The 13,088-nt window shown below is 69.8% G+C and carries 10 protein-coding genes; 2 read left to right on the top strand and 8 right to left on the bottom strand.

Annotated features, from left to right (window positions below; all coding sequences use genetic code 11):
• The first annotated feature begins 58 nt into the window (after positions 1–58).
• Positions 59–1,255, top strand: coding sequence for an enoyl-[acyl-carrier-protein] reductase FabV (fabV, locus tag OHU34_RS41200; RefSeq protein WP_142268404.1), 1,197 nt, complete (start codon positions 59–61; stop codon positions 1,253–1,255).
• Positions 1,256–1,344: 89 nt separating this feature from the next.
• Here the strand turns inward: fabV and OHU34_RS41195 are convergent, their stop codons facing one another.
• From OHU34_RS41195 to OHU34_RS41185, 3 genes are read right to left on the bottom strand one after another with little or no spacing between them, the layout of a single operon-like run.
• Positions 1,345–3,264, bottom strand: a complete 1,920-nt coding sequence (locus tag OHU34_RS41195) for an ABC transporter ATP-binding protein (protein WP_405771470.1) — start codon at positions 3,262–3,264, stop codon at positions 1,345–1,347.
• A complete protein-coding gene (locus tag OHU34_RS41190) occupies positions 3,261–5,054 on the bottom strand; it encodes an ABC transporter ATP-binding protein (protein ID WP_142268405.1) in 1,794 nt (597 codons plus the stop codon). The genes OHU34_RS41195 and OHU34_RS41190 overlap by 4 nt, the downstream gene beginning before the upstream one ends.
• A complete protein-coding gene (locus OHU34_RS41185) occupies positions 5,051–5,515 on the bottom strand; it encodes a MarR family winged helix-turn-helix transcriptional regulator (RefSeq protein ID WP_142268406.1) in 465 nt (154 codons plus the stop codon). Before OHU34_RS41185 ends, OHU34_RS41190 begins: the two co-directional genes overlap by 4 nt.
• A 359-nt stretch (positions 5,516–5,874) precedes the next feature.
• Between OHU34_RS41185 and OHU34_RS41180 the strand changes: the two genes are divergently transcribed.
• Positions 5,875–6,357, top strand: coding sequence for an enolase C-terminal domain-like protein (locus tag OHU34_RS41180; RefSeq protein WP_405771466.1), 483 nt, complete (start codon positions 5,875–5,877; stop codon positions 6,355–6,357).
• Here OHU34_RS41180 and OHU34_RS41175 read toward each other — a convergent pair.
• The 5 genes from OHU34_RS41175 to OHU34_RS41155 all read right to left on the bottom strand — a co-directional run bounded on the left by OHU34_RS41175 (position 6,335) and on the right by OHU34_RS41155 (position 13,056).
• Entirely contained in the window at positions 6,335–7,180 is an 846-nt protein-coding gene (locus tag OHU34_RS41175; RefSeq protein ID WP_142268407.1) for a carbohydrate ABC transporter permease, read from the bottom strand. The two genes, OHU34_RS41180 and OHU34_RS41175, sit on opposite strands and share 23 nt — an antisense overlap.
• On the bottom strand, positions 7,177–8,535 hold the full coding sequence (locus tag OHU34_RS41170) for an ABC transporter permease subunit (protein WP_142268408.1): 1,359 nt from the start codon (positions 8,533–8,535) through the stop codon (positions 7,177–7,179). Before OHU34_RS41170 ends, OHU34_RS41175 begins: the two co-directional genes overlap by 4 nt.
• A 6-nt stretch (positions 8,536–8,541) precedes the next feature.
• Positions 8,542–9,870 (bottom strand): ABC transporter substrate-binding protein, encoded by a 1,329-nt coding sequence (locus OHU34_RS41165; protein WP_142268409.1) that lies wholly within the window; start codon positions 9,868–9,870, stop codon positions 8,542–8,544.
• Positions 9,871–9,925: 55 nt separating this feature from the next.
• Entirely contained in the window at positions 9,926–11,620 is a 1,695-nt protein-coding gene (locus OHU34_RS41160) for a glycoside hydrolase family 13 protein (protein ID WP_405771461.1), read from the bottom strand.
• Between the two features lie 167 nt (positions 11,621–11,787).
• Complete coding sequence (locus OHU34_RS41155; protein WP_405771458.1) at positions 11,788–13,056, bottom strand: ABC transporter substrate-binding protein; 1,269 nt, start codon at positions 13,054–13,056, stop codon at positions 11,788–11,790.
• Positions 13,057–13,088 lie beyond the last annotated feature (32 nt).

The following is a 13,088-nucleotide window of genomic DNA, read 5'->3' as shown; positions in this document are numbered from 1 at the left end:
GAGGAGATGAGGATGGGACCCCTGGCAGGTCGTGCTGGACATCTGATCGGAGGTGCCGGTGTCCGAACGAGTCGTTAGCCCGACGGGACATGGATATCTGCTGCTCGAATCGCATCCGGCCGGATGCTTTCGCAGCGTTGCGCGGATGCGGGCCGAGGTGCGGGCGTCCGAGAAGCCTTCGCAGCGACGGCCCACGGCACTGGTGATCGGCTCGAGCGGGGGCTATGGCCTGGCGATCACCATCGCGGGGCTGGTGCGGTACGGCATCGACGGCGTGGGCATCAGCTTCGAGCGGCCGGCCGGGCGCCGCAGCGCGACGGCCGGGTGGTATCGCACCATCGCCACCGAGGCGATCGCCCGCGAGTCCGGGGCGGACTTCTCGTTCCGCAACGCCGACGCGTTCGCAGACACCACCAAGACCGAGACGCTGGACCTGCTGGCCAAACGCTTCGGCGGCGTGGACTACCTGATCTACAGCGTGGCCGCGCCCCGGCGCACCGATCCCCGGAGCGGCATCACCCACCAGTCGGTGATCAAGCCGCTCCGCGCGCCGTACACCGCCTGGAACCTGGAGTTCGCCGACGATGGCGCCGCGTCCCTGCGCGAGGCCGTCCTGGCGCCGGCAACCACGGCCGAGACCGCCGCGACAGTGCGCGTCATGGGCGGCGAGGACTGGTCCCGCTGGATCACCGCGCTCGCCGATCGCGGCTTGCTGCGCGACGGCTTCCGCACGGTCGCCCTCACCTACATCGGCTCGCCCTTGACCTCGGCGATCTATCGCAAGGGCACGATCGGCGCGGCCAAGATGGACCTGGAGACCACCGCGAACGCCCTGAGCAGGCGGTTGGCCGCGGTGGGCGGCCGCGCTTACACCTCGGTGAACGGGGCCGCGATCAGCCAGGCGTTGACCGGCACCCCCGGCATCCCGCTCTATGCCAGCCTGCTCCACGGCGTCCTGGGCGACCGCTTCCCGTCCCCCGTCGAGCAGTCGGTCCGGCTGTGGGACCAGCTCACCGCGGACCGGCCCGACCTGGACGAGTCCGGCCGCATCCGCCTCGACCGCTGGGAACTGTCCGAGCCGGTCCAGGCCGCCGTGACCGAACGCTGGCGGTCGATCACCCCCGAGACGCTCACCGAGCTGGCCGACATCCCGTGGTTCCGCAGCCAGTTCCACGCCCTGTACGGCTTCGGCGTTCCCGGCGTCGGGTACGACACCCCGATCGAGACCGACCTGCCCTGGCCGAACCCGAGTTGATTCCCCCGGACGTTCCTGACCGGTAGGAGTACGGGCCAAGAGGCTCGCGAGTCCCGCTCCACGTCCGGGAGCGGGACTCGCGAGGTTCGTCAGTGGACCTCGGCGGCTTCGCTGGTCCAGGTCGCGTACATCTGGCTGTACTTGCCCTCGGCGGCGACGAGTTGGTCGTGCGAACCGACCTCGACGATCCGGCCCTCGTCGACGACGACGATGCGGTCGGCCTTCATGGCGGTGGAGAGCCGGTGCGCGATCAGGATCGCGGTGCGACCCTCCAGCAGCACGTCCAGGGCATCCTCGATCTTGGCCTCGGACTGGAGGTCCAAATTGGACGTGGCCTCGTCGAGGACCAGCACCCGGGGCTGCGCCAGGAAAGCCCTGGCCAGGGCGATCAGCTGCCGTTCACCGGAGGACAGGGACTGGCCCCGCTCCTGGACGACGGTGTCGAGACCGTCGGGCAGCCGCTCGACCACGTCCACCAGACCGACCGCCCGCAGCGCCTCCCAGACCTGCTCGTCGTTGACGTCCGGCGCGGCGAAGCGGATGTTGTCCCGAAGCGGCCCGGCGAACAGGAAGGGCTCCTGCGGCACGACGCCGATCTGCCTGCGAAGGGACTCGATCCGCACATCCCTCAGGTCGCGCCCGTCGATGAGGATCCGGCCGGAGGACGGGTCGTAGAACCGGGTGACCAGCTTGGCGAGGGTGGACTTGCCGGCACCCGTCGGACCGACGAACGCGACGGTCTCGCCGGCCCGGATGCCCAGCGCCACCTCGGAGATCACCGGCCGGTCGGGAAGATAGCCGAACGTCACGTCGTCGAAGGTGATTTCACCTTCGACCCGAGGCAGGTCGACGGCTCCGGGCTGTTCCTCGACCTCTGGCCGGATACTCAGCAGCTCCTTCAGCTTCACCACCGACGACTGCCCCTGCTGGTACGTGTTGTACAGCTGCACCAGCTGCTGGATCGGCTGGAAGAAGGCGCCCAGGTAGAGCAGGAACGCCACCAGCTCGCCGATCGTCAGGTCCCCGTCGGTGACCATGCCGGCGCCGATGGCCAGCAGCGCGACCTGTCCGGCGACGCCGACAACCTGCGTGCTGGGCGTGTAGATCGAGTTGATCCGGCCGGTCTGCACGCTGGCGTCGTAGTACCTGCCGGTGACCTGCCGGTGGTGTTCGGTGTTGCGCTGCTGCCGGTTGTGCGCGGTGACGATGCGAACACCCTGCAGGCTCTCGGAAAGGTCGGCGACCACGTCGGCGGTGGTGTCCCGCACCCGCAGGTAACCCTTGCCGGACGCCCGACGGAACCACAGGGACAGCCCGGTCAGGATGGGCACCACGAGCACGATGGTGATGAGCGCCAGCCACACGTCGTAGGTGAACAGAATCACCGTGACAATGACCATGGTCAGGCCCTGGACGGCGAACTGCGCCAGGCCCTCCTGCAGCAGTGCCTGAAGGTTCTCGATGTCGCTGGTCATCCGGGTCATGATCACGCCGGCCTTCTCGCCGGTGTAGAAGTTCATCGACAGCCGCTGCAATTGGGTGAAGACCCGGACCCGCAGGTCGTTCATCACCGACGCGGCGATACGCCCAGTCGACTTGACCCGCGCGGCCTGTGCGAGACCGGTGACCACCAGACTGACCAGGTACAGGCCCGCGACCAGCGCCAACGTGCCGTTGTCTTTCCCCATGATGCCGTCGTCGATGCCGATCTGGGTCAGCTTCGGACCCGCCTGCAACATCAGCGCCTCGACGCCCACGAACACGCCGGCCATCAGCGCCATCGGCCAGTACGGGCGGATCAGCCGCCGCAGATTCAGCTTGGCGCCGTCGGGATCGGGCCGGGAGTGCTCGAAGACGACCTCGGACTCGGCATGTTCCAGCTCGGCCTCGAGCAACTTGTCGACGTTCGCCCGCATCTCCGGCGGAACGCCGGCGAACGGGTGAGCCGACGCGGTTGCCCGGCCGCCGCCATTGAACGCCGCGCCGCCACCACCTCCGGGAACGGTCATCGCGCCACACCTCCCAGTTCCTCGCTGCGCTCGTCCGCTTGGGCGAGCACTTCCGCGTACAGCGGAGTGGTTGCCAGCAGTTCCGTGTGTGTGCCGTCGGCGACGATCCGCCCACCGTCCAGCAGCACCACGCGGTCGGCCAGGCTGATCGTGGACGGCCGGTGCGCGATGATCAACGTCGTCCGGCCGGCGAACAGGGTCCGCAGACCCGCGTGGATCTCCTGCTCCACCTGGACGTCGATGGCGCTGGTGGCGTCGTCGAGTACCAGCACGGGCGGATTCACCAGCAGGGTCCGGGCGATCGCGATGCGCTGCCGTTGCCCGCCGGACAGCGTGTAGCCCCGTTCGCCGATGACGGTGTCGTAACCGTCGGACAGCTCGGTGATGAATCCGTGCGCCCCGGCCAGCCGGGCCACGCGCTCGATGTCGGTGATGTCCGCGTCCGGCCGCCCGTAGGCGATGTTGTCGCGGACCGACGCCGAGAACAGGAACGGCTCGTCCAGCACGATGCCGACGGTGTCACGCAGGCTGTGCAGGGTCAGATCCCGCACGTCGTGCCCGTCCACGGTGACGGCACCGTCGCGCACGTCGTAGAACCGCGGCAGCAATCTGGCCACGGTGGACTTTCCGACACCGGTGCGGCCGACCAGCGCCACCGTCTCGCCGCTGCGCACGCTCAGCGAGAACCCGCGCAGCACGTCAGGGCCGTCGCCGTAGCCGAAGGTGACGTCATCGAACTCGACGTCGCCGCGCGCCCCGGTGATCTCCAGCGCCTGGGGGACGTCCACGATCTCCGGCTTCTCGTCGAGAATCTCGTACAGCCGCTTGGCCGCGGCCGACGACCGCTGTCCCAACGTGATCAGGTTGCCGATCACCTGGAACGGCACCTGGAGCATCAGCAGATACGCGTTGAAGGCCAGGATCGCGCCGACGCCCAGACTCCCCTGAATGACGAGGTAGCCGCCGTACAGCAGCACGATCGCCATGCCGACGCGGGGCAGGTTCTGCACCGCGGGCGTATACCGTGCGCGCAGATCCGCGTCCTTCACATTGGCCCAGCGGACGTTTGCCGCGGCCTTCTGAAGCAGAGAAAGCTGACTCCGTTCGGCCGCGAACGACTTGACCACGCGCACGCCGTTGATGTTCTCGTCCACCACTGTCGCGACCTCGGCCAGCCGGGCCTGGATCAGCCACGACACCGGAAACAAGGAGCGCTGCATGCGTCGGCTGGTCACGTACAACAGTGGCATCGGCAGCATGGCCAGGATGGCCAGCGGCACGTCGATCGCCAGCATGTACCCGAACGCCACCAGCGACATGCTGCACTGCACCAGCAGGTACGGCGCGAACGCCAGATACATCTGCACCGCGCGGATGTCGGAGTTGGCGCGGGAGAGCAACTGCCCTGTCTGCACCCGGTCGTAGAACGGGAACGACATGGTGGCCAGGTGCCCGTACGTGATGTTGCGCAGGTCGTACTCGATCTTGGCCGCGGTGCGGAACAGTAACTGCCGGGACAGGAAGCCGACGACCAGCATGCCCACCGTCAGCCCGACCAGCCACCACAGGTAGTGCGACAACGGCACCCTGTTCGACACGATCGAGTTGTCCACCGCGTCCTGGATCAGCGTCGGTACCTGGACGGCCACCAGCAGGCTGATCCCGGACGCCGCCAGCGCCGTGCCGAACATCCACCGATGCGCCCGGACCAGCGGCCAGGCTCGCCATAGCCAGGAACGGCTCGCATCGGGGTCGATGGCCGCGCTCGGCGGCGGATACGCCTCGCTCACCTGGGTTTCCCCCTCTCTGCGCCCTCGTGGGCGATCCACTCGTCTTGCTTTTCGCTCTTCATCGCCTCGTGCCACAGCGACAGCGCGGCCATCGCCCGCTCGGCCTGCTCCTCGTCGAGGGACGAGGCCACCTCGGCCAGCTTCCGGCTGATCTCCTGGTCGGCCGTGGTCAGCAGATGCCGGCCGGAGCTGGTGACCACGAGCGTGGCCTTGCGCCGGTCGTCCGGATCCGGCTCACGCCGCACGTACTTGCCGGCCACCAGGCCGTCCACGACCGTGGTGACGGTCGCCGGCGTCACGGACAACATCCACGCCACTCGCGATGCCGTCGGCGGATCCGCCCTCGTCAGCACGGACAGCATCCGGTACTGCGGCAGCGTCAACTCCACGCGCAGCAAGGCGTGTTCGACGATCTTCGCCAGGGCGGCCACGACCACGCCCGGCTCGACTGTTTCGGGCATCACAAATTTAGGCTATCAAACTTCGTACAGTGTCCGCAGTACCGGTCGGTGAGCGGCAGCAGCCTCGGCTGCCGGACAAAGATCAACGAGCCAGTCAGTCGACGGGTCCTGGTTCAGGAGAGTGCGGCCGTCGCCCTGCCGGCGTGGGGCAAAGATGAGGCCCCCCGAGATGCGTGGCACCGCAGCGACTCACGGAGATCCGCAGGAAGAGGGAACCCCAAGCGTGACGCGGCTGCTTGAACGGACTGCCACGCAGCCGGGGGCCTGACAGGGTCTGTGCCTGCGCGAGGCCGGGTTCCGCGCGATGAAGATCCGCATCGACAGGGAACAGGGGCGACGAAGGGGAAGGGATCGCCGCGGTGCGCGCCGTACGCGAGGAACTGGGCGTACGCATCGCCGCCGGCGGGATGCACCACTCCCCCACCGAACTGCTGCGCCACCTCGAAGGGGACGCCCTCGACATCTGGCAAATGGACGTGGTGCTCGCGATCGGGATGCACCACGCCCGCACCCTCGCCAAACTGGCCCAGCTGAAGCACCGCTTACGCGTCCTGCGTTCGCCGGGCGGCCCGACCGCGCGCCGGGCCGCCATGAGGTGGGAGCGGAGCCACGCGGCGTCCTCCCCGGGAATGAGAAGATCCGTCGCCCGCCGTCGTCGTCCGCCCACGACGACGAACCGTCCGTCGGGGGTGTGCTCCGGTCGCGCGTCAGGGGTCACGGCACGAGTGTGCCGCCGGGCGGCCGCATCGGGGAGCATCTCCGCCCCGTGGCTCCACCCGTCCCCCGTCCGGGTGGAGCCACGGGGCGCCGGCACCGGGCCTACTTCACGGACCCCGCCATGACCCCCTGAACGAAGTGCCGCTGGAAGGCGAAGAACACGGCCACCGGGACGATCAGGGACAGGAACGCGCCCGGCGCCAGCACGTCGATGTTGCTGCCGAACTGCCGTATCTGCGACTGGAGTTCCACGGTCAGCGGCTGGGACGAGCTGTCGGCGAACAGCAACGCCACCAGCATGTCGTTCCACACCCACAGGAACTGGAAGATGGCCAGGCTCGCCAGGGCGGGCCGTCCCACCGGCAGCACGAGCCGGGTGAAGATGCGCCACTCGTTGCCCCCGTCCATGCGGGCCGCCTCCAGCATCTCCCGCGGTATCTCGGCGAAGTAGTTCCGCAGCAGGAAGATCGCGAACGGCAGTCCGTAGGAGACGTGGAAGAGGACGACGCCGGGAATCGTGCCGAACAGGCCCAGCTGGCCGAAGAGTTTGGCCACCGGCAGCAGGCCGATCTGCACGGGCACCACCAGCAGCGCGACCACGAGCAGGAAGAGGGCGTCACGGCCGGGGAACTCCAGCCAGGCGAAGGCGTACCCCGCCAGCGCGGCGATCGCCACCACCAAAAGCGTCGTCGGCACCGAGATCAGTACGGTGTTCCAGAACGCCTGCGTCATCCCGGCGTTGCCCAGCAACGACGTGTAGTTGTCGAAGGACAGCTGGCCCGGACTGGTGATCGCCGTCCACCAACCGCCCTTGGCCGTGTCCTGCGCCGACCGCAGGGACGACACGAGCAGTCCGGCGAGCGGCGTGAGCCAGAGCAGTCCGATGACCACGAGGACGGCCTGCACCAGGCTGTTGCCGAGCCCGCGCCGAAGCGCACTGAGGTTCATCGCTGACTCCCTCGGAAACGACGGACGTTGAAGACCATGGCGGGGATCACCAGCAGCAGGAGCAGCACGCCGAGGGCGCTGCCCAGTCCTTGGTCGTTGCCGCCGCCGAAGGACACCAGCCACATCTGGGTGGCCAGCACGGTGGCGTCCTCCTGCACCGGGCCGGGCGCGATGATGTAGACGAGGTCGAACACCTTCATCACGTTGATGACGAGGGTCACGAAGACCACCGTGAGCACGGGCGCCAGCAGCGGCACGGTGATCCGGCGGAACACCTGCCACTCGTTGGCGCCGTCCATCCGCGCGGCCTCGAGCGAATCACGCGGCAGCGTGGACAGGCCCGCGCCGATCAGCACCATCGCGAAGCCGGTCCAGATCCACAGGTAGGCGCCGATGATCGCCGGGGTGACCAGTGCCGGGCCGAGCCAGGACACGCCGTCGTAGGGCTGGGCGAAGTTCGAGCCGGGGAGGGTGACGGTGTACGAGCCTGTCTCCAGGCCGGGGAAGCGGAAGGAGCCGTCGGCCGCGGTGGTGGTGCTCGCGACGGTCTTGCCGTCGCGCACCGCCTCGACCTCCATCTTCGGCAGCCCGCTCTCCCGGCGGTCCACCGCACCCTGCTTCCCTCCCCCGCCGGGGGTGAAGTCCAGGTAGACCACTCCGCGCAGTTCGTCGGGTCCCGCTGGGCGGGCGGCCGCCCGGTAGGCCGGTTCCGCGCCGGCCGGGAGCTCCTTGGGTGCGACGCCGACCAGGCCGAGCGCGACCGTGTCGCCGGGCGAAACGCTCGTGCCGGTGCGGTACGAGCCGTCGGCGCCCCGGGTCAGGCCCTCGCCGTCACGGGCGCGGGCGGTCGGATAGGAGGCGGTGTCCTGGAAGGCGTCGTGGACGCCGACGGCCGCCGCGTTCAGGACGCCCTTGTCGGGATCCTCGTCGTAGGCGAGCCGGAAGATGATGCCCGCGGCCAGGAAGGAGACGGCCATGGGCATGAAGAGCAGCAGCTTGAAGGCCGTGGCCCAGCGGATCTTCTCTACGAGCACGGCGAGGATCAGGCCCAGGCCGGTCAGCAGGGTCGGCGCCACGACCACCCAGATCGCGGTGTTGCGTACGGCCTTGAGGGTGGCCGGGTCGCGGAACATCTCGGTGTAGTTGTCGCCGCCCACGAACCGGGTCCCGGAAGCGTCGAAGAAGCTTCGGCCGACCGAGAACAGCACGGGGTAGACGACGAGGGCGCCGAGCAGGAGCAGCGCGGGGAGAACGAAGAGCAGGGCGACGGTCCTGCCCCGCCGCCGGGCCCGCCGCTTGCGGGCGACGGTCGCGGCAGCGGGTGGCGCGACCGTCTTCGTGAGCGTGGCGGTCATCGCCGGTCAGCCCTTGTAGGCCTTGGCCGCGGCGGTTTCCAGCTGCGCCGCGGTGGCCTTCGGGTCGGACGGGTCGCGCAGGAAGTCCTGGAGGATCTTCCACTCGCCTGCGCCCTTCGTCCCGCCGAACGCGGCCGGGGCCTGGTCGGACATGTCGAAGCGGACGGAGTCCCCGGCCGCGATGAGCGACCTGGCGGTGGTGCGGGTGACGTCGTCGCCGTAGGAGGCGAGGTCGAGCTTCTTGTTCGGGGAGAGGAAGCCGCCCGTCTCGGCCCAGACCGCGGCTGCCTCCGGGGTGGCCAGGTACTCCAGCAGCGCCATGCCGGCCTTGGTGTTCTTGCCGTCCTTGAGGACGACGGCCGCGTCGCCGCCGCTGACCACGGGTGCCTCGCCCCCGCCGACCGGCGGGAACGCGAAGAAGTTGGCGTCCTCGCCGATCTTCCGGCCGAACTGGTCCTTGGCGACGCCTGCGACGAAGTCGCCCTCGTAGACCATGCCCGCCTCGGGCTCGGGCCCGAAGACCTTCTCGACGGAGCCCGGGAAGTCGGTGTTGAGAGCGCCCTTCTGGCCGCCCGCGAGGAGCTGCTTGTCCTGGAAGAGCTTGCCGAGCGTGGTGAGGGCGTCGACCACGCTCTGGTCGGTCCACTTCAGTTCGTGGGCGGCGAGGGCGTCGTACTTCTCGGGTCCGGCCTGGGAGAGGTAGACGTTCTCGAACCAGTCGGTGAGCGTCCAGCCGTCCTGGCCCGCGACGGAGAAGGCGGCGAGGCCCGAGTCGGAGACGGTCCGCCCGGCCTTCAGCATCTCGTCGTAGGTCTTCGGGGGCTGGACGCCGGCCTGGTCGAGGGCGGCGGGGCTGTACCAGACGGTCGACTTGTGGGCTGCCTTGAAGTAGAGGCCGTAGAGGGTGCCCTTGACGCTGCCGTAGTCCTTCCAGACCTTCGCGTAGTTGGCGGCGACGGACTTCTGGGTGGTCGACGACAGCGGCTTGAGCCAGCCGTTGCCGGCGAACTGCTGGAGCACGCCGACCTGCGGGACCATCACGACGTCGGGGGCGTTGCCGCCTTCGATCTTGCTGCCGACGACGGTGGAGACGTTGTCGCCGGTGGACACGAACTGGGTCTTGGCGCCGGTCTTCTCGGTGAACGCGTCCAGCACCTTCTGGAAGTTCTTCTGCTCGGCACCGGACCAGACGCCGGCCACGGTGACCGTCTGGCCGCCCAGTGCCTTGTCGCCGCCGCCCGCGGAGACGGGGTCGCCGCTTCCGCAGGCGGTCGCGCCGAGTGCCAGGACGAGAGCGGTGCAGCCGCTGAGCAGGGTGGTACGTCGTCGCATCATCGTTGATGTCCGTTCGTGGAAGGGGAGTTGACGGAGGATGGAGCGGTGGTCGTGCTCAGGAGTCGGTGTCGTCACCGATCCACCAGGCGGCTGTGGAGCCGGGGAGCACCCCGGCCCGGCAGGGGCCGCTGGACAGCAGGGGGATGCCGGAAACGGGCGCCGGGGCGGGCGCCGTACCGAAGTTGACGGCGCAGACCAGCCCGTCGCCGCGGGCGAAGGCGAGGACGCCGGGCTGGGTGTCGAGCCAGCGCAGCGTGCCCTCGCCCAGCTGGGGCAAGGTGGCGCGCAGCTGGAGGCCGTCGCGGTAGAGATGCCAGAAGGAGCGGGTGTCGGCGAGGGCGCGATCGGTGGCGTACTCGGCGAAGTAGTCGGGCTGCGGCAGCCAGGGTTTGGTGGCGTCGACGCCGGAGGTGAAGCCGAACGGTGAGGCCTGCCCGGACCACGGCAGCGGTACCCGGCAGCCGTCGCGGATACGGGCCCGACTGCCGGTACGGCGGAAGATCGGGTCGGTGAGCACGTCGTCGGGCAGGTCGACGACCTCGGGCAGGCCCAGCTCCTCGCCCTGGTAGATGTACGCGGCACCGGGCAGCGCCAGCAACAGCAGGGCGGCGGCGCGGGCGCGGGCGGCCCCGAGGCCGCTGCCCTCCACGGCCGGCTCGCCGTAGCGGGTGACCGTGCGGACCTGATCGTGGTTGTTGAGGACCCAGGTGACGGTCGACCCCGTTCCGGCGATGTCCTGCATGGCCTCGGTGATGACCTTGCGGAAGGCGTCGGCGTCCCAGGAGGCGCTCAGCAGGTCGAAGAAGAAGGCCTGGTGCAGTTCGTCGGGGCGGACGTACAGCGCGTGCTCGCGGGCGGTCGGGACCGAGACCTCGCCGACCAGGAGCCGTTCGCGGCCGTCGTGTGCCGTGTACTCCTCGCACACCGCCCGCCAGCGCCGCCACACGTCGTGCACCTCGGGCTGGTTCCAGGCGAGCGGGTTGACGGAGTCGCGGGTGCGGGCGTCGGCCTCGGGATCCGGTGAGTCGGGCAGCTCGGGGTGCTTGAAGAGGCCGGCGGCGACATCGATGCGGAAGCCGTCGACGCCCCGGTCCAGCCAGAACCGCAGTGCCCGGTCGAAGTACGCGCCGACCTCGGGGTCGCGCCAGTTCCAGTCGGGCTGTTCGGGCGTGAACATGTGCAGGTACCACTGGCCCGGGCGGCCGTCCGCCTCGGTCACCCGGCTCCAGGCCGGGCCGCCGAACATGGCGTGCCAGTTGTTGGGCGGCTCGGCGCCGTCCGCTCCCCGCCCGTCGGCGAAGTGGAACCGGGCCCGGGCGGGACCGCCCGGCGCCGAGGCCAGCGCCTCGCGGAACCAGGGGTGCTCGCTGGAGCAGTGGTTGGGGACGATGTCGAGCAGCACCTTGACGCCCAGCCGCCGGGCGGCAGCCACCAGCCGGTCGAACTCGGCGAGGTCGCCGAAGAGCGGGTCGACGTCGCAGTAGTCGGCGACGTCGTAGCCGTGGTCGGCCTGCGGGGAGGGGTAGAAGGGGCTCAGCCAGATCCCGTCGACACCCAGCTTCTTGAGGTACGGCAGTCCGGCACGGACTCCGGCGAGATCGCCGACGCCGTCGCCGGTGCTGTCCAGGAAGCTGCGGACGTACACCTGGTAGATCACTGCCTCACGCCACCAGTGGTGCGTGTCGATGCGCGTGTCGATGTGCTGGGAGCTCACCCGTTGGCCTGTCTGTGCGGGCTGACTGTTATGCATGCATGTTATGTAGGCGTTTCACGGAGGTGTCAACGAACAGGCAGCAGTCATCTCGCGAGCATGGGTGACATAAGCGCCTCTACCTGGGCAAATCGCACCCGGTTGATACGTCGGCGTTACCTAACATGTAAGTAGGGCCAGGAAGGGTCGGTCTCGGCTGAGGGACGTCAGCCGCGGCGGGAGATGTCCGCCAGCTCCCGGGCCAGCCGACGTACCGCCGCCTCGGGCGTCGAGTGCCCGGACATCGCGTCGTGCACGACCGCCTGCACCACCATGCTGACCTGGTCGTAGCGCGGACTCTTGGGCCGCGGCGCGGCCGTCAGGACACTCGCGCGCAGGGTCGGCAGGTACGGGAACCGGCGCACCAGTTCCGGGTCCTTGTACAGATCCGCGCGTACGGGCGGCAGCGCGCCCCGGGTGAGCACCTGCCGCTGGACGCCCTCGCTGGTGAGGTACGCGATCAGGCGCGCGGCGGTGTCGGGGTGCTCGGCGTGGGTGTTGACGGCCAGGTTGGAGCCGCCGAGCACGCTGGTGCCGGGCCCGTCGCGCCCCGGCAACGGGACGGCGCCGACCTTGCCGGCGAGCGCGGAGCCCGCGGCGGAGGCGCTGACGTACGCGTAGGGCCAGTTGCGCAGGAAGAGGAGGTGTCCGTCCTGGAAGGCCTGGCGGGACTCCTCCTCCGTGTAGGTCAGGGCCTCCTTCGGCACCCAACCGTCACGGACCCCGCGGGCGAGGAACCCGATGCCCTCGCGGGCGGCCGAGTCGACGGTGACGCGGTCGCCCTCGTCGCCGAGGATCGTGCCGCCCGCCGAGTACACGGCCTCGGCCGCGTTGACGGTGAGGCCCTCGTAGGGCAGGAACTGCCCCGCGTAGCCGTCGAGTCCGTGCCGGGGCGCGATGGTCTTCGCCGCCCGCTCCAGTTCGGCCCAGGTGCGGGGCGGCGGGACGCCCTCCTCGGCGAGGACGTCCTTGCGGTAGAGGAGCAGCCCGGCGTTGGTGACGTAGGGGACGGCGTACAGCCGGCCGTCGTACGTCGCCGTGTCCACGACCGGCCGGAGGAAGGTGCCCAGCGGGAAACGGTCGCGCGGCAGCGGGCGGATCCAGCCGGCGGCGGCGAACTCCGAGGTCCAGGCGACGTCGATGTTGAGGACGTCGAACCGGCTGCGGGTGCCGCCGCGCAGATCCGTGATCATCTGGGCGCGCGACTCGTCCGCCGAGTCCGGCAGTTCGACGAGGGTGACCTTCTCGCCGGGATGGGCCCGGTTCCAGCCCTGGAGCAGCGGGCCGAGATAGCCGGTGAGGTCGCCGGCGGTGGCGAGGGTGAGCGGTCCGCGACCCTCCGGCCCGCCGGCCGCCCGGGCGCCGGACGCGCCGTAACCGGCCAGGACGACGGCGAGAACGAGGAGGCCCCTACCGGCGGCACGTATCCACCGCATAGGTTCCTCCCAGTACACCGGCGCCGGGCACC

It is taken from the genome of Streptomyces sp. NBC_00080 (genome assembly GCF_045041255.1).
In the GTDB taxonomy this organism is placed as follows: domain Bacteria; phylum Actinomycetota; class Actinomycetes; order Streptomycetales; family Streptomycetaceae; genus Streptomyces; species Streptomyces coriariae.
This window is presented reverse-complemented; position numbering and strand designations above follow the sequence as displayed.

Excerpts from the sequence above, each read along its gene's own strand:
- OHU34_RS41175 (WP_142268407.1), bottom strand. The coding sequence starts at position 7,180 with ATGAACCTCAGTGCGCTTCGGCGCGGGCTCGGCAACAGCCTGGTGCAG.
- OHU34_RS41160 (WP_405771461.1), bottom strand. The coding sequence starts at position 11,620 with ATGCATAACAGTCAGCCCGCACAGACAGGCCAACGGGTGAGCTCCCAG.
- OHU34_RS41185 (WP_142268406.1), bottom strand. The coding sequence starts at position 5,515 with ATGCCCGAAACAGTCGAGCCGGGCGTGGTCGTGGCCGCCCTGGCGAAG.
- OHU34_RS41165 (WP_142268409.1), bottom strand. The coding sequence starts at position 9,870 with ATGATGCGACGACGTACCACCCTGCTCAGCGGCTGCACCGCTCTCGTC.
- OHU34_RS41155 (WP_405771458.1), bottom strand. The coding sequence starts at position 13,056 with ATGCGGTGGATACGTGCCGCCGGTAGGGGCCTCCTCGTTCTCGCCGTC.
- OHU34_RS41195 (WP_405771470.1), bottom strand. The coding sequence starts at position 3,264 with ATGACCGTTCCCGGAGGTGGTGGCGGCGCGGCGTTCAATGGCGGCGGC.
- OHU34_RS41170 (WP_142268408.1), bottom strand. The coding sequence starts at position 8,535 with ATGACCGCCACGCTCACGAAGACGGTCGCGCCACCCGCTGCCGCGACC.